Here is a 20,211-nt window from a genome sequence, read left to right as displayed (position 1 = left end):
GTGGCCGAACGTACGGCCGACGCGTCCCCCTCCCCCACCCGGGTCCTCCCGGTCCGGGGCCCTCGGAGCGACCCCGGCAGCCCCGGCCTGCTCCGGAGACCCCGGGCCCGGGCCGTCGGGCTGGTGGTGGCCGTGGGGGCGCTCGCCGTGACCCTGCTGGCGTCGGTGCTGGTCGGTTACCGGTACCTGTCGCCGACCGAGGTGTACTCCGCCTACTGGAACTTCACCGGCAGCGACACCGACCTGGTCGTGCTGCATCTCCGGGTGCCGCGCGCCCTCGCCGGGGTGGCCGTGGGCGCCGCCCTGGGCGTGTCCGGGGTGCTGGTCCAGGGGATCACCCGCAACCCTCTGGGCGACCCGGGCATCCTCGGCATCAACTCGGGCGCCTCCCTGGCCACGGTCGTCGCCATCGGGGTGCTCGGGATCTCCGCCCTGCCGGTGTACGTCCTCTTCGCCTTCGGCGGCGCCGCCCTGGCCGCCGTCATGGTCCACCTGGTGGGTTCCCTGGGCTCCGGCGGGGCCGACCCGATCAAGCTGACCCTCGCCGGGGCGGCGCTCTCGGCGCTCCTGGGCTCGGTCACCTCGGCCCTGGTGCTGAGCGACCGGGCGAGCCTGGAGGAGTACCGCTTCTGGGTGGTGGGCTCGCTCTCCGGTTCGGAGGGCATGGGCGCCGTCCTGGGGCAGGCCGCTCCGTTCCTGCTCCTGGGGATGCTCCTGGCCTTCGGTTCGACCCGCGCCCTGAACGCGGTGGCGCTCGGCGACGACCTGGCCCGTTCCCTGGGCACCCGGGTGTGGGCGGTGCGCGCGGTGAGCGCCCTGGCCGTGGTGCTCCTCGCCGGGACGGCGACGGCGGTGGCCGGACCGATCGGGTTCGTGGGGATCGCGGTGCCGCACATCGCGCGTCTGCTCGTGGGCCCCGACCACCGGTGGGTCCTGCCCTGGTCGGCGGTGCTGGCGCCGATCCTGCTGCTGACCGCGGACATGGTCGGTCGGGTGGTGGCCCGCCCGGAGGAGCTCCAGGTCGGCATCGTCACCGCGCTCATCGGCGCCCCCTTCTTCATCGTTCTGGTGCGTCGGCGAAGGGTGGCGGGCCTGTGAACGGATCACTCCTCTCGCGCGGCCCCTCCTCGGGGGTACTGCGCCGCGGTTCCCTGTCGGTACGTGTGTCCTGGCCGTCGATCCTGCTCGGCGGGGCCCTGACCGGCCTCGCCGCGGCGGTCACGGTGCTCTCGCTGACCGTCGGAGACTTCACCGTGGGCGCAGGGGAGGTCGTCGAGGCGCTCACCGGCCGGGCCGGGACGATGGTGACGCACGTGGTGGTGGAGATGCGCCTGCCCCGGGTGCTCACGGCCACGGGTGTGGGAGCGGCGTTGGCGCTCTCGGGTTCGCTGCTGCAACGGCTCGCCCGCAACCCCTTGGTCAGCCCGGACATCATCGGGGTCAGCGCCGGGGCCACGACCGCGGCGGTCCTGGCCATCGTGGTCTTCGGCGGCACCACCCTGACGGTGACCGTCGGCTCCCTGGTCGGTGCGGTCTGCGCCGTGTCGCTGCTGTACCTGCTCTCCTACCGGCGCGGGGTCGTCGGAAACCGGATGATCCTGGTGGGGATCGCGCTCTCGGCGATGGCGGGCTCGGTGACGTCGTACCTGTTGACCAGGACCGAGCTCTCCTCGGCCCAGCGCGCCATGGTCTGGATCACCGGCAGTCTGGCCAACCGGGAATGGCCGCACGCGATCACGATCTGGGCGGCCCTGGCTCTACTGGCCCCCATCGCCTTCATGCTGTCGCGGTCGCTGGCCCTGCTCCAGCTCGGCGACGACATGGCGACCGCGTTGGGCTCCCGTGTCCAGGTCGCCCGCGCCGCCCTGGTGTTCACCTCCGCCGCGCTCGCGGCGATGGCCGCGTCCGTGGCCGGTCCGGTCTCGTTCGTCGCCCTGGTGGCGCCGCAGATCGTCCGTCGCCTGCTCGGCGCGGGTCCGGCGGGGCTCTTCCCCACCATGGTCTGCGGGGCCGTGCTGGTGGCCTGCTCGGACCTGATCGCGCGGACCGCCTTCGGCGGGGCCGAACTGCCCGTGGGGGTGATCACCGGGATCCTGGGCGCGCCCTACCTGCTGTACCTGCTGACCCGGCGGAACCGGGCCGGGCGGGGCGGGTGAACGTCGCCGGAGAGGGGCACGGGCCCCTCTCCGGCACGTCGTCCCCGGGTACCGGTCAGACCTCCAGGTCGCTCTCGGGGGCGGGCAGGGAGGGCAGCCGGCCCACCACGGCGGAGGGGTCGCCGCTCCAGTCCATCGCCCCGATCTGGGCGAGCGACCGTCGGCCGGTCACCGCGCGGGCCAGTTCGTAGGCGGTCGCCTCCAGGGTGAGATCGGCGCCCTCCCCCAACGACCACGTGCGGTCCGTGTCGGTGGCCCGGACCCGCACCGAGGGCAGGTCGGACGACCAGGCCAGGGCGAGGCCGCCCAGGACGAAGTCGGCGAGCTGATCGGCGTCCTCGGTCCGGGGCCCCATCCCCAGGGCGCCCCGGATGTCGTTCTCGTGGTGCCACACGTCCAGGGCCGGCAGGGCGTAGCGCCTCCGGCTCTGAGAACCGACCAGTTCGAGCAGGGCCGGGGTGTTCTCGGTCCACTCGGCGGCGATCTCGTCGAGACTCATGCCCGCTCGATCGGCGACCTGACGGGCGGTCTCCTCGTCCCGGGTCGGAGGGGTCACGAGCCCCTGGACCACCTCGACGCAGAGCCCCGCCATGTGGGCGTAGGTCTGACGCACGTCCCAGGCCGGGCAGGCCGGGACGATGGTGGTCCGCGCGCTCTCGTCGAGGGTTGCGGCCAGGGCGGCGAGGCGCTCCTGCCCGTTCCGATAGATGCGAAGGGTGTCCATCACATCAATTTACCTAACAGCGTTAGGGGAGGGGAGGCCGCCCCGTGGCTCGGATCGGCCTCCCCGGTCGTCACTCGAAGACGACGTCGGAGCAGTTGTAGAAGGCCTCGGGGCTGTCGGAGCGTTCCCAGACCGAGTAGACGACGTGGCGTCCCTCCCGGTCGGGGAGGTCCACGTCCCAGTAGTACTCGGCGCCCGCCACTCCCCCGCTGCGCAGCGGGGGGTCGACGACCTCGTCGATCAGCTCCAGGTCGTCCCAGTTCAACGGGGCGCTCGGGTCCCAGTCGTCCACCGTGACGTAGGTGTAGAAGGTCCCCGGGTGGGGCGCCCACGCGTTGTGGTGGAACTCCACCGTCGTGTTCGGCCGCAACGGGGTGGAGGGCCAGTCGGTACGGGCCGCGTTGAAGGCCGAGAACTGTTCGGTGGGACCGCACAGCTCTCCGTCGGCCACGAACTCCCGGTGCCGTCCGTCGGAGTCGCCGATCAGGTTGCCGAACCAGTTCCAGAAGGCGTACTCGCCGCCCTCGTCGAGGGCGTCGGCGCAGGCGTCGTTGATGGGCTGGAGGGCGCCCCCGGACCCGCCGGCGATGGCGTCCTCATAGCAGGCGTAGGTCCGGGAGGCGGGGTAGGTGAAGGCCCCGTGGGCCTCGGCGGGGCTGGGCGCGGCGACGACGGCGTAGCCGACGACCAGGCCTCCGAGCGCCATGGTGGCGGTAAGGGTCTGGCGTGATCGCACAGGTCTCTCCTCCTGTGTTCGTGGGGGGTGCCCGGCTGCGCACGGTACGCGGCCGGGGTTCTTACGTACGCGCGCGTGATCCGGGTCACCGCTCCGCGCCGTACACGGGGGCCCGCACCGAGGTCTCCACGATGCCGTCGGGCCCGTGGATGATCCGGTCGCCCCAGGGGGTCGGGGAGTCGACGTCGAAGTTCTCGACCATGTCCAGGTAGGCGACCTCGGCGCCGTTCCCGCTCCAGGACCAACCGATGTACCCGAGACCGAGCCGTTCGGCGTGGCGCATGATGGCGTCCTCGTCCGGATCGCCGTCACTGTGGTCGAACCCGAACTCACCGATGACGAGGGGCAGACCGCGGTCGGTGAAGGACTCCAGGTAGTCGACGATCACCGACTCCTGTTCGTAGACGCCGTACATATGGATGGAGAACACGGTGTTGGAGTGGGGGTCGGAGTCGAAGACCTCCTGGGCACCGTCGCGCATGGTGTGCGTCCAGTCCTGGCCCCAGTTCGGGGCGTCGACGACCAGGGTGTGGTCGAAACCGGCCGCGCGCAGGCGCCGGATCGCCTCCGAGGTCTCGGAGGCCCAGGAGGCGTTGGTCGCCTCGTCGTTGCCGAAGGGCTCGTTGGCGATGTTGACCAGGACGTGCTCCTCCTCTCCCTCGATCGCGTCCTGGATCCGCAGCCAGTGGTCGACGGCCTGCTCCAGCGTCGCGGCCTCGGGATCCTCCCCATAGCCGGTGGTGTCGTGCACCTCCAACATGCAGATGAGCAGGTTCTCCTTGCAGTCGGCGACGATCGCGGCGACCTCTTCGGCGCCGTTCTCCTGCCAGCGGTCGCCGCTGCTGAGGACCACTCGGACGGTGTTGGCTCCCAGCGAACCGATGTCGGCCAGGGCCCCGGTCTCGTGGGGGAACCAGGTGTGCGGGTGGCTGACCCCGCGGATGACGAAATCGTTCCCCGCCGCGTCGACGAGGCGCCCGTCGTCGACCCGGAACCCGCTGTCGGCGTGGGCGGGGACCGCGTGTGCGAACGGAGCGGCCACGAGTGCGAGGGCCATGGCGAGGGCGGGTATCGGGCGTTGCTTCACGAGGGCTCCCTTCGGAAGGGGCGGCCCTGCCGGGCGCCCGCCGCCGGGGGACGGCGGGCGCCCGATCCGGGAGGGCCTCCTACTGGACGGGCGGGTGCGCGTTGGCCAGCAGCTCCTGGAACTGTGCGGAGAACCAGTGGCCGGAGACGGGCGCGTCGGGCAGGGCGCCGCTCATGTTGTGGTTGTTGCGGGGGTTCCCCTCATAGGTGGGGTCGCACATACGGTCGAACCCCTTGCCCTCGTCGTTGGGGATCTCGGCGCTGGAGCCGTCGGACTCGCCCGGGGGCTTCATCCACACGTAGGCGTCGATCCCCGGTTCGGGTGCGGTGGTCGGCCGCTCGCCGAGTCCGGCGCCGGCCTGGTTGCACCAGTTCCCGTACTGGATGCGGCGGTCGAAGCGGCCACCGTCGACGTAGGCGTCGACATCGGTGGTCGGTCCGGCCGAGACGGGCCTGTCGGGGCCGCCCCAACCGTTGCGGGAGGTGTCGATGAGCATTCCGATCCCCGGGTCGAACCCCTGGGAGACCAGCTCGACGCGCAGGGCCTGGGCGAAGGAGAGCTCGTCGACGTAGTTGTTCCAGTCCACCCAGGAGGACTGGCGCACCGGCGTTCCGTTGATGGTCTCGCCGATCGCGAAGTGCTCCTCCTTCAGGGCCGAGTAGTTGGCGGTGTTGGAGATGAAACCGTGCACGTCGTCGGGGGTGGCCCCGTTGGCGTTGGCGGCCTCGTGGAACAGCGCCGCGGAGGCGGCGAAGTTGTCCTCCCAGCCGATCCAGCCGTGGTGACCGGCGTCCACGTAGTTGTAGACGTTGTCGATCGCACCGAGCCGGGACAGCGCGTAGCCGACGCCGTTGACGTAGTTGCCGTTGGCCAGCATGACGTCGCACTCGGGGGTGGCGGTGTTGCGGGGGGACACATTGGTAATCAGATTGGGCAGCGAGTCGAGCTCGATCGTGGTGACGATCCGCAGGGAGGTGTCCTCGTAGTCGCTCAGGATGTCCGCGATCGGGTCGATGTACTCCGACTCGTAGCGGTCGATCTCCTCGGGGCCGAGCTCGCCGTTGGAGGCCAGAGCGGCGCAGTCGCGCCCCGGCAGGTTGTAGACGACCAGCTGGAAGACCAGCGGCTCTCCGGCGGCCTGGGCGACCGCCTCGTCGAGGTGGTCGCGCAGACCCATGTCACCGGTGGTGGGGCTGTCGTTGCCCTCGATGGCGCTGATCCGGTCCAGCCAGACGCCGGTGGGCTGGTCCGCGACGGCCTCGCCACCGGGTTCGGCCGCGGCGTTGGCGGACCAGATCGGGTTCACGTAGACGTCGGCGCCCACGTACGGGTTGTCCACCCGCTCGTCGGCGGCGGTCGCCGGGGCGGAGGCGGTGAGTGCGGTGGTCACGCCCAGCAGGAGGGCGGAGGCCACGGCGAGCGCGCGCCGCGGCCGGGTCGGGTGTGCGTTGGTTCTGCTCATCTTCGTTTCCTCGCGTAGGGGGGTGCCAAGGAGGGTGAGCTTGCGAAGGGCGTCGCACGGGTCCTCGAGGGACCGGAAGGGGCGACGCGGTGTGCGGACTCGGCGGGGTGGGGACTCTCGCCGGTCCGTCGTGCACCGGTCGGTCGAGGTGCGGTCCGGTCTGCGAACCGGAGGGCGCCCCGTATTCGGGAGCGCTCCCATATTCGCTTCCCAGAAAGTTAACACCATTGAAATCCCGCTGCAACGGGTGATGAGAGGAAAACTCCACGAAGTCTCCGCCCGGCCCGGGGAGGCCCCTGCCCCCGTCACGTGACCGGGTACGATCGCCGCGCCGGACGGCCTACCGGGCCCCGCGTCCTCCGTCCGTGGGACCCGGTGCCCGCCCGCCCAACTCGGCCGACACCCGCGCCGCCACGGCCGCGACCTCCGGCCCGAGACGGCGCACCCTGGCCACCGGCAACCTGCCGGCCAGGGAGGAGACGCTGATCGCCGCCACGGGGTCACGGTTGTGGTCGAAGATCGGGGCGGCCACGCACCGTACCTCGGGCTCGTTCTCCCGGTCGTCGATGGCGTAGCCCCGCTCCCGCACCCGCCGCAGCTCCTCGGCGAGGACCCGGGGGTCGGTCACCGTCCTGGAGGTGACGGCCGGCAGACCGGCCGCCACCACATCGGCCACCAGGTCCTCCGGACCGAACGCGAGGATCGCCCTCCCCACCGCCGTACGGTAGGCGGGCATCCGGGCCCCGATCCGCGAGGACATGCGCACGGTGGCGGTGTTCTCCACCTTGTCGATGTAGACGACGTCGTGACCGTCCAGCAGCACCAGATGGCAGGTGTGGCCGGTCGCGCGCATCAGCCCCCGCAGATGCTCCGAGGCCACCGAACGCAGATCCAGATGGTCCAGGTAGGACTGCCACAACAACAGGGCCGCCGTCCCCACCCGGAACCGCCCGGTGCGCGGATCACGGGTGAGCAGGCCGTACTCCACCAGCGGCACCGAAAGACGCAGAACGGTACTCTTGTGCACCCCCAGTTCCTCCGCCAGCTCGGTCAGACCGACACCGCCGCGTTCGGGCGGCGCGGAGCGGACCCGCTCCACCACGGCCAGCGCCCGGCGCAGCGACGCCGAGGAGTTGCGTCGGGGTTCGGGCACCGCTCTCACCCCTTGACCGCCCCGCCCAGGCCGTTGGCGAGCCTGCGCTGCACGAACAGGAAGAACACCAGGACGGGAAGGGTCATCAGGACCGAGCCCGCCATGATCCCGCCCCAGTCGTTCTCGTCCGGCTTGAACAGGGAGAGCAGGGCGATGGGCAGGGTCTGGTTCTCCTGCGCGGAGATGATGAAGGTGCGGGCGAACAGGAAGTCGTTCCACGTCATGATGAACGAGAAGATACTGCACGCCACCACGCCGGGGGCGACCAGTGGGAACAGCACCCTGGTGACGAAGGTGAGACTGCCGGCGCCGTCCAGCCAGGCCGCCTCCTCCAGCTCCTTGGGCACCGCCGCGACGAAGCTGCGCAGCATCCAGACCGCCAGGGGGATGGCGAACGCCGTGTGCACGAGCATGAGCGAACCCAGCTGGTTGAGGCCGATCCCCGGAAGTCCGTACCCCAGGGTGCGCATGAGGAAGAACAGCGGGATGGTCAGCGCCTCGACCGGCACCATCTGCGCGGTCAGGATCATGATCAGCAGGGTCGTCCGCAGCCGGAACCGGTAGCGCGTGAGCGCCACCGCCGCCAGGAAGGCGCACAGGGTGGAGACGGTGACGACCACGACCGCCACCAGCAGACTGTTGAACAGGTACTGCCCGAACCCGTCGAGGAGCAGCACCCGACGGAACGACTCCAGGGTCGGTTCCAGGGTGTAGGGGGTGGGGTCTCCGGCCTCCAGGGCCGCGCGCGGTTTGAGCGCCGAGAGCACCATCCAGTAGAGCGGCAGGGCGACGACCAGGGCCACCAGCAGCCCGGCGGCGTCGCTCCCGAGCCTGCGGAGCGTCACAGTTCCTCCCCTTGGCGGCGCAGAGCGCGCAGGTAGACGAGAGTGATCAACAACAGGAGCAGGGTGGTGATCACTCCGATCGCCGAGCCCAGGCCGTACTGCCCGGAGGCGAACGCCTTCTGATACGCGTACACGTTGAGGACCAGGTTCTGGCCGGCGATACCGCCGCCCCCGGTCATGATGTAGATCTGGGTGAAGATCTTGAAGTCCCAGATGATGGACTGGATGGTGACGATGGCGACCGCCGGACGCAGCATCGGCAGCATCACCGACCAGGCGATCCGGGAGGTGGAGGCGCCGTCCAACCGGGCGGCCTCCAGCACCTCTTCGGGGATGGCCTTGATCCCCGCGTAGAGCGTGACCATCACGAACGGGAACGAGCACCACACCACCTGGGCCCCGACCAGCGCGAACGCCGACCACTTGTCGTAGGTCCAGGAGTGTCCGGAGAAGTCGCCCAGGCCCAGCCAGGTCAGGGCCTGGTTCACCGGTCCCAGGGTGGGATCGAACAGGTGCAGCCACACGGCGCTGCCGGTGACGGCGGGGGTCGCCCAGGCCCCCAGCGCGGCCAGGAAGAGCAGGGTACGCACCCAGGGGGTGAGCCGGGTGGCCAGGACCGCCAGCGTGCCGCCCACGGCCAGGGTGCCGAGCACACAGGCCGCGGCGAAGCCGATCGTGTTGAGCAGCACCTCCCAGAACTGCGCGTCGGCCATCAGGGCGCGGTAGTTCGCCCAACCGACGAACTCCAGCGGCTCGGCGCCGGTGACCTGGGGCTGCCGGTAGTCGAAGAACGAGACCAGGATCAGCTGGTAGAGCGGATAGACCAGCATGACGCCCAGGACCAGCGCGGCCGGTACCAGGTACATCCAGGGTTCGATCCGGCGGCCGCGAGAACCCGGGGGCCGGCCGGTGGGGCGTCGTGTCGCGGGGGACGTGGGGGCGGGGGCGGGGGGTCTGACGTCCACGGGTCTCACCCTCTCCCGAACGCGTCGTCGAGGGCCCGGGCGGCCTCCTCGGCGGCCTGGTCGACCGTCGCGTTCCCGGCCGCCACCCGCTGCACCATGGTGGGCAGGACGCCCTCGGCGTCCACCGTCGCCCAGGCGCCGGTGATCGGCACGAAGCGGGTCCCGGCGTCGATGGTCTCGACGAACGGGGCGATCTCCTCGTCGGAGGCGGCCAGCTCCTCACGGACGTCGGTGTAGGCGGGGAGGTTCCCCATGGCCTCGTACATCTTCAGCTGGTACTCCTTGCCCGCCAGCAGTTTCACGAACTCCACCGCGAGGGTGCGGCGTTCGGTCCCGGCCAGGACACCGAGGTTGTTGCCTCCGGCGAAGGCCGGGGCGACGGTGCCGGGCTCGGTCCCGGGAAGGGGGACGACGGCGGCGTCCTCGGCGACGTCGCTGTCGTGCAGCGCGTTGAGGTTGAAGTTGCCGCCGATGGTCATGGCCGCGTTGCCCGCGAGAAAGTTCTGCACGGAGGCGTCCCCGGTCATCTGCGAACAGGTCTGCGGCGGACAGACGTCGTCGGAGAGGATGCTCCCGTACAGTTCCAGCCCCCGGCGGGACTCGGCGGAGTCGATGGTCGCGGTGTAGGAGCCCTCGTGGAGCTCGGCGATGTCGCCGCCGTGCGCCCATACGAACGGCATCATCGCGTAGGTGTAGGCGCCGCCGGTGGAGATCCCGAGCATGGCCGGGTCGTGCTCGCGCACCGCGCGCGCGGTCTCCACGACCTCCTCCAGGGTCCCGGGCACCTCCAGGTCGAGCTCCTCCAGAACGTCGGTGCGGTAGAAGAGGGCGCGGGCCCCGAGGAACCAGGGCACCCCGTAGTCGACCCCTTCGACCCGGGCCGTGGACGCGACGTCCTCGGAGACGTCCTCGTAGGGCTCCCAGCCGGCCAGGTCGTCGGTGATGTCCGCGAACCCCGCGGACTCGACGTAGCCGGCCAGGTCGGTGTTGCCGTACTCGGCGACGTCGGGGGCGGAGGCGGGGTCGAGGAAGGCGCCTTGGAAGCGCTCGGCCCGTGTCTCCACCGGGATGTACTGGACCTGGACGTCGACACCGTCGTGCGCGGCCTCGAACTCCGCGACGGCCTCGTCGACGACCCGTTCCTTCGGGGCCTGGTCGACCTCGGAGAACAACCAGACGCGGAGCGTTCCCTCCCTCTCGTCCACGCCGGAGGCGGCGCCGGGGGTCTGTAGTGGTGCGCAGGCGGTGATCAGGGCCGCGAGTCCGAGGAGCGCGCAGGCGCGCGCGGGGGCTGTGAGTCGCATCGGGACTCCCCAGGTCGGAGGCGGGCAGAGCGGTAACCGACTCATCGGTGGGATGACTCTAGGGAGACGCCCGAACGGGACATAAGGGAGTGCGCGCAAAGTTGTGCCCCGCACAACGCGGGGTGCGCAGTGCAGGGCACGGGGATACGGATCGGGGCCGGGTCAGGTCCCCAGACCGGACATCAGATCGGCGAAGGGCGTGGGCTCCTCGTAGGGGTCCTCGGTCTTCGCGGAGTGCTCGGTGGCCAGCAGCGCCAGCTGGCGGGCCGCCCGGGCGATGCGCTCGGACAGCTCACGGCCGCCGCTCTCCCCCGCGCCCCAGTCCTCCGACGCGGCGTAGACGCCCGTGGGCACCACGACCGCGCGGCTGTAGGAGAACATGGGCCGCAGGGCGTGCTCCAGCACCAGGGAGTGGCGCGGGCTGCCGCCGGTGGCGGCGGCCAGGACCGGGGTGCCGTCCAAGGTCCCCGGCTCGACCACGTCGAAGAACGACTTGAACAGACCGCTGTAGGAGGCGTTGAAGACCGGGGTCACCGCGATGACCGCGTCGGCCTCGTCCATGTCCTTCAGGATCCCGGACAGGTCGCCGGTGGGTACCCGCGTGGTCATGGCGTTCATGATGTCGTGGGCGACCTCGCGCAGTTCCACGACACGGACGTCCACCGTCTCGCCCCGTTCGGCCAGGGCCTCCTCGGTGGCGTTGGTCAGTCGGTCGGCGAGCAGCCGGGTCGAGGAAGGGTTGCTCAGGCCGGCGGTGACGGTCACCAGCTTCCGGGTCATCGGTCGTCCTCCGTGTTCGTGGCGGCCCGCTCCTTGGCGGCCAGGAGCGAGGCGTGGGTGGGCGCGTCGGGAACGTGGTCGGGCTTCTTGGCGGCGAACTCCCGACGCAGGACCGGAACGACCTCCTCGCCCAGGATGTCGAGCTGCTCCAGCACGGTCTTGAGCGGCAGGCCCGCGTGGTCCATCAGGAAGAGCTGACGCTGGTAGTCGCCGAACGTCTCCCGGAAGCCCAGGGTACGGTCGATGACCTCCTGGGGGCTGCCCACGGTCAGCGGGGTCTCGCGGGTGAACTCCTCCAGGGAGGGGCCGCCACCGTAGACCGGCGCGTTGTCGAAGTAGGGACGGAACTCCTTCACCGCGTCCTGGGAGTTCTTGCGCATGAACACCTGACCTCCCAGACCGACGATGGCCTGGTCCGCCCGACCATGGCCGTAGTGCTCGAAACGGCGACGGTACAGGGAGATGAGCTTCCTGGTGTGGGTGGAGGGCCAGAAGATGTTGTTGTGGAAGAAGCCGTCACCGTAGTAGGCGGCCTGCTCCGCGATCTCCGGACTGCGGATCGAACCGTGCCACACGAACGGGGGCACGTCGTCCATCGGGCGAGGCGTGGAGGTGAAGCCCTGCAACGGGGTACGGAACTTGCCCTCCCAGTCGACCACGTCCTCGCGCCAGAGCCGGTGCAGGAGGTTGTAGTTCTCCAGCGCCAGAGGGATGCCCTGACGGATGTCCTGACCGAACCAGGGGTAGACCGGACCCGTGTTGCCGCGTCCCATCATCAGGTCCACCCGGCCGTCGGCCAGGTGCTGGAGCATCGCGTATTCCTCAGCCAAACGAACAGGGTCGTTGGTGGTGATCAGCGTGGTGGACGTGGACAGGATCAGCTTCTCGGTCCGGGCGGCGATGTAACCGAGCATGGTCGTGGGCGAGGAGGCCACGAACGGCGGGTTGTGGTGCTCGCCGGTGGCGAAGACGTCCAGGCCCACCTCCTCGGCCTTCAGCGCGATGGCGACCATCGCCTTGATGCGCTCACGCTCGGTGGGCGTACGCCCCGTGGTGGGGTCGGTCGTGACGTCACTGACCGTGAAGATTCCGAACTGCATGGCCGTTCCCCGATCGAAGTAGCTTCCCAGGAAAATGTTTTCTCCGAAACTATCATGCGGAACCCAGGACGCAAGACGGTTATTCCTCCGCGCCCCGGAGAGCCCGTGTTCATCCACAGGCACGCTCCGTATCCACCGAATGTCACTCTGACGTGTTATCTCTGGTAGGGCAGGCACCGACACCGTCACGTGGGCCGGCAGAGGCCGAACGAGCGAGGAAAAGGAGGAGGGCGCGGCGTCCAGAGCCCGCCCGACACCCCCATGGCCACAACCCTCGAACCCCGACGGAAGCCCCACCACCCCTCCCCTCACCCGCGCGAGGCCGAGCCGAGGCCGCTGATCCCGGCCCCGCGTCCCCCGACGAGCGCCGACCGCGCCCGCGAGGCCGCACGGCGCGAACCGGTCGTGCTCGCCGACGCGCTGGGAGAGGTCCTGGACACCCTTCTGGAACGTTCCCCGGAACCCGACAGACCATGACCCGCCGGTAGTCGAAGAGAGCACGGAAAGGGGCCGGTGTGCCTCGCGCACGCCGACCCCTCGACCGACCATGTCCCTCACGAGCGCGGACCGAAGCGGTCAGACCGATCGACGCCCCTTGTTCACCCCTTCACCCCGCGCGTACGCGCGCGAGGGCGGAGACGAGCGACCCTCCGATCGGTCCCCGGGCAGGAAGGAGCGCACCGACTCGATCGGGCCACGCAGATGGGCATTGAACTCCGGCAGTTCCTCCGCGGGGACCCATAAATCCAGGATGGTCCTTCCGCCCGCCTGACCGGGTAACGGGAGACGAAGGCGGAGTCCACGTGGAAGCGGGTGACATGCCCCTCCCCATCACGTGGCAGGTTCCACTCCCGCGCGATCCGAACGGCGTGGTCCCCGTTCAGGACGGGATAGAAGATCGGCTGCTCCGGAAGACGCGGCGGCCAGGCCCGCCGACCGGAATCCCCGGCCAGCGCGAGTTCCTCGGGCCCGGTGGGGCGCCAGAGGGTGGTCGTGTCGGACATGGTCTCCTCCCGTCCTCATGGGTCGACCCATGAGCATGGGCGGCGCATGCCCCGTTCCACACCCGGTTTTTACCGGTGGACACGTGAATTCGTTCCAACGCGCGGGAACACCTGTCCCATACGAAGCGTTCTCACAGGTGAAGCACCCCGGACCGACCCCGACCCCGACCCACCCACCAAGGTCTGTGAGAGGCTTCGAACATCATCTTCGAGACCATGCGCGGGCGCGAGCGTTCGTGTCGGCAATGGGGGTTTCCGACACGATATCTTCGCCGCGCCCGCCTTCCCAGCGGCCAGACCGCACTCAGTGCGCAGGCCGCGAGGTCGGGTCCTACGTTGGGGGACGTGGGACCCGGCCAGACCTGGCGAATACGAGTGTCCGTGTCGTAAATGGGGGTTTCCGACACGGAGCCATCACCGTATTCGCTTCCCAGCGGCCCCACCGCACTCGGTGCGCGGGCCGCGTGGCCGGTTCCACGTTGGGGGACGTGGAATCCGGCCGGACCCGGCGGGGGTGCGCCTCAGGGCGCGCCCCCGCTTCGTCTTTCCCGGGTCACTCGTCCCCGACCAGGATCTTCGGCCACCCGACGACCTTCCACGGTCGGCGCGCCGGAGCACCTCGACCGTGCTCGCCCCGACCGCACCCAGGCCGGGCGCGCACCACACCGATACCGGACCCCTCCGACCGCCACCGCCGTGGACGGAGGAGACCGGCTCTCCGGGCCCACCGTCCCGGTCATGTCCGTTCGTGGAAGTCGAGTGGAAGTCGATCAGGGTCACCGACCCGAACTCGCTAGAACTCCCCTGGCATCGACGTGGCCGCCCACGAGCGGAACGATCCTCCCCGACGATCATCACCCTCACGAGAGCGCTGAGCGAGATGTCCTCGTAGAGCGAGACCTCGGCCGCCCCGTCACTGGGGAGGATGTACAACCCCTCGGCCCGTTGCGGCCCCCCGGCTTGGACTCCTCTCTCCACTTGACGGAACGTCAGGTGACCTCCACGTACTGGATCAGTTGGAGGTCCCCGAACTCGTATTCCGACATGCCCTCCCAAACCTCGTCCCCGGTGGGCTCGGCATACAGACACGGGGTCGGACGCCACCATCGGTCCTCGGGGTAGTCGATATCGATGCGCAAGGATCCGCAGGCGAAAGAGTCATCGACCAGATATGTGGCTACCCCGCTTCCGCTGTATCCCGCCAAAAACTCCAAACGGGGATTGTCCTGCCTGGCTTCCCACTCATCAAAGAGCATGTCCGTCACCTCTGTGGCGTACCCACAGTCCATCTCCCAGGCTGCGGCACGCACGTCCCAATTCCGGTCGGTCATGTACAGGCGCTCACAAATCGGAGCATGCGCCACCGACCACTCCTCAATCAGTTGTGGATCGAGAATCTCCACTGGGGTGCCCGACCGTTCCAGGTCGATGGTGATGTCCCAAGCCGCAGAGCGGTACTCCACATGGACCGGGACCCCCTCCGGATCGACCTCGACTGAGGCGTCCATCTCATCTCTCGCCCAAGCACCCTCGATCAACATGCGCACCATCGCCGTTCCGGTGTAGCGGGTGTGATCCTTCTGCTCTGGTCCTTCCATCGATACGTCGATGTCCCCTGAGTCGGCCATGCTCGCGAGCGGATCGACCAGCAGTGTCCGTTCCAGGCTTTTCCAGTCCACATTCGCGGAGACATCGATGTGCTCGGACTCGTACTCCCAACTCGTCCACTGAACCTCTTCCGGTGGCGCGTAAACGTAGAGCTCACCCTGATGGACTGCCACGGCCGTGGTTCCCGGGCCCATGGCCGCACCCCTGATGAGGAAGCTCTCCCCGTCCGCCGAGTACAGGTACTCCTCGGAGACCGTCTCTCCCCCACCGACCGGGGTCCGTTCCACGGTCGCGACGAACCCGGTCTCCTCCAGTAGGACGGCGGCCGAGGCCACCACATCGGCAGGTGACTCCCACAGTCGGTCGTAGGCCACATAGCCGCCCGCGGCCACACCGGCCACCGCGAGGGCACCGGCGCCCACCATGGCGAGTTTGGATCCCGCCACGCCTCCCAGCGCGCCACCGGCGGAGGAACCCCCGCCGAAGATCCCGGCCGCGGCCCCCGAGGACGACGCACCGGACACGACCGCACCCGTGCCCCCGCTCGCGGCGGCCGTCGCGCCGGCGGTGGAGCCCGCCGCCCCTCCCGCCGTCGCGCCACCGGCCCCCACGGTGCCGCCTAGCGTTCCCACTACCCCGAGCCCGGCGGCGGAGGCGCCGCCGAGCCAGGCCGCCCAGTGGGCCGGGTCGTGCCCGGCCGCGTCCACCCCGCGCCAGTAGTCGCGGAGCATGCGACGCAAGATGTCGGAGGTCGAGGCGGAATCCTCGTGGCCCTCCTCGGGCTCGGGCAGTAGGGTCTCGACCAGCTCCGCCGACGTCGGCCTCAACCCCGGATCCACCGACAGCGCGGCCTCGACCAGAGCCCGCAGACCTTCGGGCACCCCGGTGACGTCGTACTCCCCCATGCTCACGCGGCGCGCCAGTTCATCGGCGTCGCCGGTGCCGAACGGCGTTCTCCGTGTGGCGGCCAACGTGACCAGCCCGCCCCAGGCGAACACGTCGGCGGCCGGGTCGGCCTCGGCCCCGGTGTAGCGTTCGGGCGCGGTCCACCCCGGCGTTCCGTAGGAGGCCGAGGCGTCCTCGGAGCGTTCGGTGCCGATCTCGACCGCGATACCGAAGTCCACGAGCTTCGGCCCGTCCGGCGCCAGGATCACGTTGCCCGGTTTGACGTCGCGATGTGCGACCCCCGCCGTGTGCAGGGCCGAGAGCCCCTCGGCCATACCCAGGGCGAACACCCGCAACATCTCACCTTCCAGCGGACCGAACTCACGCACATGGGCACGCAGGTCCCGACCGGGCACGTGGTCGAAGGCCAACCACGGCACCTCCGCCTCGGTGTCATGGGCGTGCAAACGAGCGGCGCCGACCCCGTCGACCCGGTCCAGCATCGCGACCTCACGTGCGAAGGCCTCACGGAAACGCGGCTTCGCGGCCAGATCGGCGTGGACGGTCTTGACCGCCACACAGCGGCCGTACACGTCCAGAGCGCCGTAGACGGCGCCCATACCTCCGGCGCCGATCCTCCCCACCAAGCGGTAGGGACCGATCACGGTCGGATCGCTCTCCTTCAACGGGGACAATCCGGGGGGAGGGGAGGTCGGTTCGGGGGTGGAGGACATCCGGATCCTTCTGGGTGAGGGAATCGACCGATGACTTCGACACGGTCACGTGAGTCGTGGTTCGCGAGTCGATGGCCGCGGAGAACAGTGCGACGGGCCCGTGCGGTGGACGGGGACCCGGCTCTCCCGGCCCACCGTCACGGTCAGGCCCGTTGGTGGAAGTCGATCAGGGTCACCGGACCGAACTCGACCTCGGACACCGTGTAGAACTCGCTCAGGTCCTCCCGGGACAGCACCTCGGACTCCTGGCAGGGGCCGTACGCGTAGGAGGGGATGGAGAAGCCGTCGTCATCGATCACCGATTCCCAGAAAAGGCCGCATGCCACCCTGCCGTCGTACTGCGTGATGCCGCCCATACCGCCTCTGGCCCCGTGCAGTCCTTCGAACCGTTCCGGGTCCCGGCTCGAGTCCTCCCTCAACGCCGCCACCTCCATCGCGTAATCGCAGTCCACGTCCCAACCGCTGGCCTGGACGTCCCACACCTTCTCCGCGTCCCGGTCCGCCGCCCAGCCCGGCAGACGCACGGTTCCACAGATCGGAGCCCGCACCACGGCCCAACCGAACCCGTCGTTCTCGGCCGCCCACACTTGAGGGTCCTCCAGCACCACCCCGCCACCGATCTCTTCGAAGTCGACCCGTGTCTCCCATCCGTCGCTCATGTACTCGACCCAGATCGGTGCGCCTTCCTCGTCGAGCCCGACACGTCCGGTCGCCTCCCGCTCCACGAGTTCACCCGCCTCCAGAAGCTCCAGCACCGTGGAGCCCTCATAGACCCTCTCCCGCCCTTCCACGGCCTCGACCTCTCCCGATCCGGCGAGAGTCCGCAGCGGCCCGGTGACCAGGGCGGGAGAAAGGATCTCCGCGCTCATCTCGACGTCGGATCCCAGGGGCCGGGACGAGTTCCGCCACAGTCCGTGGTCCCCCTCCTCACCGAAGTCGAGGGAGATGGACTCACCATCCGTCCACAACTCCTGAGGCGAGTCCTGCCACAGTCCGAGGTCCTCCTCGTGTGACGCGTACACGTACAGTTCTCCCTGGTGGGAGGCCACGGCCGTGGTGCCCGGGCCCATGGCCGCCCCCCGGATCAGGAAACTCTCCCCGTCCGCCGAGTACAGGTACTCCTCGGTCACCGTCTCGCCACCGTCCACCGGGGTGCGCTCCACCGTGGCGGTGAATCCGGCGCTCTCCTCCACCACCGTGGCGGCCGAGGCCACCAGGTCCGCGGGAGAGTCGCTCACCAGGTCGTAGACCACGAAACCGCCCGCCGCCACACCGGCGGCGGCGAGCGCGCCGGCGCCGATCATCGCCGCTTTGGAACCGGCCAGGCCGCCCAGGACACCGCCGGACGACGAACCGGACGCGGTCGCCCCCGTGGTCCCGCTCGCGGCGGCCGAGGAGCCCGCGATCCCTCCGGTCGCGGCCCCTCCGGTACCGGTGCCCACGGCCCCGCCCAGGATCCCGGTCGCTCCCAGCGCGGTCGCGGAGGCGCCGCCGAGCCAGGCCGCCCAGCGGGCCGGGTCGTGTCCGGCCGCGTCCACCCCGCGCCAGTAGTCGCCCAGCATGCGGCGCAGCGCGCGTCCGACCTCCTCGTCCCTCCGCTCTTCCGGCAGGAGAGCCCGCACCAGGTCGGCGGCGCCCGGTCGCTCCCCCGGCTCCATCGAAAGCGCGCCCTCCACGAGGGGGAGCAGGTCCTCCGGTACCCCGTCGATCTCGTACTCCCCCGCGCACACGCGCCGGATCCGCTCCTTGGTCTCCCCCTTGCCGAAGGGCTGACGGCCGGTGGCGGCCATCGCCACGAGCGCTCCCCAGGCGAACACGTCGGCGGCGGAGTCGGCGATCGCCCCGGCGTGACGTTCGGGCGCCGCCCAGCCGGGGGTGCCGTGATCGGCGAAGGCGTCATCGGAGCGTTCGGTCCCGATCGGGGTGGCGATGCCGAAGTCGACGATCTTGGGTCCGTCCGGAGACAGGATCACGTTGGCCGGTTTGACGTCCCGGTGCACCACCCCCGCCGCGTGCAGGGCGGCCAGCCCCTCGGCCATGCCCAGGGCGAACACCCTCAGCATCTCGCCCTCCAACGGACCGAACTCGCGCACGTGCGCGCGTAGGTCCCGGCCGGGCACGTGGTCGAAGGCCAGCCAGGGCACCTCCGCCTCGGTGTCATGGGCGTGCAGCCGAGCGGTACCGACCCCGTCGACCCGGGCCAACATCGCGACCTCGTGCGCGAAGGCCTCACGGAACTCGGGCCGTCGGGCGAAGCGGGCGTGCACGGTCTTGACCGCCACGCACCGGCCATAGGTGTCCAGGGCGCCGTAGACGGCGCCCATACCTCCGGCGCCGATCCTCCCCACCAATCGGTAGAGACCGATGTCGGTCGGGTCGTCCTCCTTCAACGGTGACAGCCCGACGGGCGGTTGGGCGAGCATAGGGGATGTGGACATCGGGGCCCTTCGAGGAGATGGGATGCGCGCGGTGAACGTCCGCTCGGAGCTTCTGACGCCCCGAGGGATCCGAAGGTTCTCGGGTCGGTCCACCGGCGGGGCGGGCGTCCGCGAGGATACGATGCGCCTGCGTGAGAGGGGGCCACGATGACGAGCGACGGCGGGGACGGTGGGGCGTCCGGGGGGCGGCCGACGATGGCCGACGTGGCGGCGCGCCTGGGGGTCTCCCGCCAGTTGGTCTCCCTGGTCCTGGGCGACCGGCCCGGTCCGAGCGCGGCCACCCGCGAACGTGTACTGCGCGCCGCCGAGGAGCTCGGCTACCGCGCCGACACCGCCGCCCAGTTGCTGCGCCGTGCCCGTAGTCGTCAGGTGGGGGTGCTCTTCACCATGGAGCATCCGATGGACGCCGATCTGGTCGAGGCCCTGTATCCGGCGGCGGCGCGGCTCGGCTACGGCCTGGCCCTGAGCGCGATGCTCGCCAACCGCACCGAACGCCAGGCGATCGACGAGCTCGTGGGGTTGCGCTGCGAGGCGCTGGTGCTGATCGGGATGTCGGCCCAGGCCCCGGAGGATCTGGCCGAGGTGGCGCGTCGGGTGCCGGTGGTGGAGATCGGTCAGCGCACCGACTCGGCCGGGACCGACAGCGTCCGCACCGACGCCGTGTCCGGGGTCCGGCTGGCCGTCGACCACCTGGTCTCCTTGGGCCACCGGAGCATCGCCCACGTGGACGGTGGCGGGCTGCCCAGCGCGCCCGAGCGCCGGGCCGGATATCTGGAGGGCATGCGCGAGCACGGGCTGGACGCGTACGTGGACCTGGTCCCGGGCGCCTACACCGAGGAGGCCGGAGCCCGGGCCGCGCGCGTGTTCCTGGATCGGGACGTCCTGCCCACGGCCGTGGTGTGCTGCAACGACCAGTCCGCGCGGGGTCTTCTGGAGACGCTGGTCCGCGCGGGCCGTTCCGTGCCCGGCGAGGTCTCCGTGGTGGGGTACGACGACAGTCGCGCCGCCCGGCTCTCGTTTCTGAGGCTGACCTCGGTCCGTCAGGACGTGGAGCGGATCGCCGAGGCGACCCTCGAAGCGGTCGCGGAGCGTCTGGAGCGGGGAAGGATCGAGAGCACTCACGTGTTGCTACCGACCACGCTCACCGTGCGGGAGAGCACCGCTCCCCCGCGCACCTGAGTCGAGCGGGGCCTTCCGTGCCGCCGGCGCGGGGTGGTGGGGGCGACGCGA

15 protein-coding genes and 2 pseudogenes are annotated in these 20,211 nt (G+C 70.3%); 4 read left to right on the top strand and 13 right to left on the bottom strand.

Translation table 11 applies throughout. The features are described from left to right. Together D451_RS0116310 and D451_RS0116305 are read left to right on the top strand one after the other, a co-directional pair. A complete protein-coding gene (locus D451_RS0116310) occupies nucleotides 1-1,098 on the top strand; it encodes a FecCD family ABC transporter permease (protein WP_017535215.1) in 1,098 nt (365 codons plus the stop codon). Further along, nucleotides 1,095-2,156, top strand: a complete 1,062-nt coding sequence (locus tag D451_RS0116305; protein WP_014910299.1) for a FecCD family ABC transporter permease — start codon at nucleotides 1,095-1,097, stop codon at nucleotides 2,154-2,156. Before D451_RS0116310 ends, D451_RS0116305 begins: the two co-directional genes overlap by 4 nt. 55 nt (nucleotides 2,157-2,211) lie before the next feature. Here the strand turns inward: D451_RS0116305 and D451_RS0116300 are convergent, their stop codons facing one another. The 10 genes and pseudogenes from D451_RS0116300 to D451_RS0116255 all read right to left on the bottom strand — a co-directional run bounded on the left by D451_RS0116300 (nucleotide 2,212) and on the right by D451_RS0116255 (nucleotide 12,312). Continuing rightward, entirely contained in the window at nucleotides 2,212-2,880 is a 669-nt protein-coding gene (locus D451_RS0116300) for a maleylpyruvate isomerase family mycothiol-dependent enzyme (RefSeq protein WP_026125121.1), read from the bottom strand. Between the two features lie 76 nt (nucleotides 2,881-2,956). Continuing rightward, a pseudogene (locus tag D451_RS26595) lies at nucleotides 2,957-3,616 on the bottom strand (lytic polysaccharide monooxygenase auxiliary activity family 9 protein); the annotation flags it as partial. A gap of 85 nt (nucleotides 3,617-3,701) precedes the next feature. After that, nucleotides 3,702-4,703: a glycoside hydrolase family 5 protein gene (locus tag D451_RS0116290; protein ID WP_017535212.1), complete on the bottom strand. Its 1,002-nt coding sequence runs from the start codon at nucleotides 4,701-4,703 to the stop codon at nucleotides 3,702-3,704. 79 nt (nucleotides 4,704-4,782) lie between these two features. Further along, nucleotides 4,783-6,165, bottom strand: coding sequence for a glycoside hydrolase family 6 protein (locus D451_RS0116285; RefSeq protein ID WP_017535211.1), 1,383 nt, complete (start codon nucleotides 6,163-6,165; stop codon nucleotides 4,783-4,785). Nucleotides 6,166-6,505: 340 nt separating this feature from the next. Further along, complete coding sequence (locus D451_RS0116280; protein WP_017535210.1) at nucleotides 6,506-7,318, bottom strand: IclR family transcriptional regulator; 813 nt, start codon at nucleotides 7,316-7,318, stop codon at nucleotides 6,506-6,508. A gap of 5 nt (nucleotides 7,319-7,323) precedes the next feature. Then, on the bottom strand, nucleotides 7,324-8,163 hold the full coding sequence (locus tag D451_RS0116275; protein ID WP_017535209.1) for a carbohydrate ABC transporter permease: 840 nt from the start codon (nucleotides 8,161-8,163) through the stop codon (nucleotides 7,324-7,326). Continuing rightward, a complete protein-coding gene (locus tag D451_RS0116270; protein ID WP_014910452.1) occupies nucleotides 8,160-9,029 on the bottom strand; it encodes a carbohydrate ABC transporter permease in 870 nt (289 codons plus the stop codon). Before D451_RS0116270 ends, D451_RS0116275 begins: the two co-directional genes overlap by 4 nt. A gap of 104 nt (nucleotides 9,030-9,133) precedes the next feature. Beyond that, nucleotides 9,134-10,432 (bottom strand): extracellular solute-binding protein, encoded by a 1,299-nt coding sequence (locus tag D451_RS0116265; RefSeq protein ID WP_017535207.1) that lies wholly within the window; start codon nucleotides 10,430-10,432, stop codon nucleotides 9,134-9,136. A 162-nt stretch (nucleotides 10,433-10,594) separates the two neighbouring features. Continuing rightward, entirely contained in the window at nucleotides 10,595-11,212 is a 618-nt protein-coding gene (locus D451_RS0116260) for an FMN reductase (protein ID WP_014911478.1), read from the bottom strand. Further along, on the bottom strand, nucleotides 11,209-12,312 hold the full coding sequence (locus D451_RS0116255; RefSeq protein WP_014911891.1) for an LLM class flavin-dependent oxidoreductase: 1,104 nt from the start codon (nucleotides 12,310-12,312) through the stop codon (nucleotides 11,209-11,211). The genes D451_RS0116260 and D451_RS0116255 overlap by 4 nt, the downstream gene beginning before the upstream one ends. Nucleotides 12,313-12,573: 261 nt before the next feature. Here D451_RS0116255 and D451_RS0116250 point away from each other — a divergent pair, with 261 nt between their 5' ends. Then, nucleotides 12,574-12,789, top strand: a complete 216-nt coding sequence (locus tag D451_RS0116250) for a hypothetical protein (RefSeq protein WP_017535206.1) — start codon at nucleotides 12,574-12,576, stop codon at nucleotides 12,787-12,789. A gap of 99 nt (nucleotides 12,790-12,888) precedes the next feature. Here D451_RS0116250 and D451_RS28665 read toward each other — a convergent pair. From D451_RS28665 to D451_RS0116240, 3 genes and pseudogenes are all read right to left on the bottom strand, one after another. Continuing rightward, a pseudogene (locus tag D451_RS28665) lies at nucleotides 12,889-13,316 on the bottom strand (ADP-ribosylation/crystallin J1). A 989-nt stretch (nucleotides 13,317-14,305) separates the two neighbouring features. Further along, entirely contained in the window at nucleotides 14,306-16,543 is a 2,238-nt protein-coding gene (locus tag D451_RS0116245) for a serine/threonine-protein kinase (RefSeq protein ID WP_017535205.1), read from the bottom strand. Between the two features lie 143 nt (nucleotides 16,544-16,686). Then, nucleotides 16,687-18,981 carry a serine/threonine protein kinase gene (locus D451_RS0116240; protein WP_026125120.1) on the bottom strand — a complete coding sequence of 765 codons (2,295 nt, stop codon included), beginning with the start codon at nucleotides 18,979-18,981 and terminating at the stop codon, nucleotides 16,687-16,689. 147 nt (nucleotides 18,982-19,128) lie between these two features. On the opposite strand from D451_RS0116240, the gene D451_RS0116235 reads away from it, so the two are divergent. Then, nucleotides 19,129-20,160, top strand: a complete 1,032-nt coding sequence (locus D451_RS0116235) for a LacI family DNA-binding transcriptional regulator (RefSeq protein WP_017535203.1) — start codon at nucleotides 19,129-19,131, stop codon at nucleotides 20,158-20,160. Nucleotides 20,161-20,211 lie beyond the last annotated feature (51 nt).

Origin of the sequence: Nocardiopsis alba DSM 43377, from assembly GCF_000341225.1 — a bacterium.
In the GTDB taxonomy this organism is placed as follows: Bacteria; Actinomycetota; Actinomycetes; order Streptosporangiales; family Streptosporangiaceae; genus Nocardiopsis; species Nocardiopsis alba.
This window is presented reverse-complemented; position numbering and strand designations above follow the sequence as displayed.

Excerpts from the sequence above, each read along its gene's own strand:
- D451_RS0116300 (WP_026125121.1), bottom strand. The coding sequence starts at position 2,880 with ATGGACACCCTTCGCATCTATCGGAACGGGCAGGAGCGCCTCGCCGCC.
- D451_RS0116285 (WP_017535211.1), bottom strand. The coding sequence starts at position 6,165 with ATGAGCAGAACCAACGCACACCCGACCCGGCCGCGGCGCGCGCTCGCC.
- D451_RS0116270 (WP_014910452.1), bottom strand. The coding sequence starts at position 9,029 with ATGTACCTGGTACCGGCCGCGCTGGTCCTGGGCGTCATGCTGGTCTAT.
- D451_RS0116265 (WP_017535207.1), bottom strand. The coding sequence starts at position 10,432 with ATGCGACTCACAGCCCCCGCGCGCGCCTGCGCGCTCCTCGGACTCGCG.
- D451_RS0116260 (WP_014911478.1), bottom strand. The coding sequence starts at position 11,212 with ATGACCCGGAAGCTGGTGACCGTCACCGCCGGCCTGAGCAACCCTTCC.
- D451_RS0116255 (WP_014911891.1), bottom strand. The coding sequence starts at position 12,312 with ATGCAGTTCGGAATCTTCACGGTCAGTGACGTCACGACCGACCCCACC.
- D451_RS0116250 (WP_017535206.1), top strand. The coding sequence starts at position 12,574 with ATGGCCACAACCCTCGAACCCCGACGGAAGCCCCACCACCCCTCCCCT.
- D451_RS0116245 (WP_017535205.1), bottom strand. The coding sequence starts at position 16,543 with ATGTCCTCCACCCCCGAACCGACCTCCCCTCCCCCCGGATTGTCCCCG.
- D451_RS0116240 (WP_026125120.1), bottom strand. The coding sequence starts at position 18,981 with ATGTCCACATCCCCTATGCTCGCCCAACCGCCCGTCGGGCTGTCACCG.
- D451_RS0116235 (WP_017535203.1), top strand. The coding sequence starts at position 19,129 with ATGACGAGCGACGGCGGGGACGGTGGGGCGTCCGGGGGGCGGCCGACG.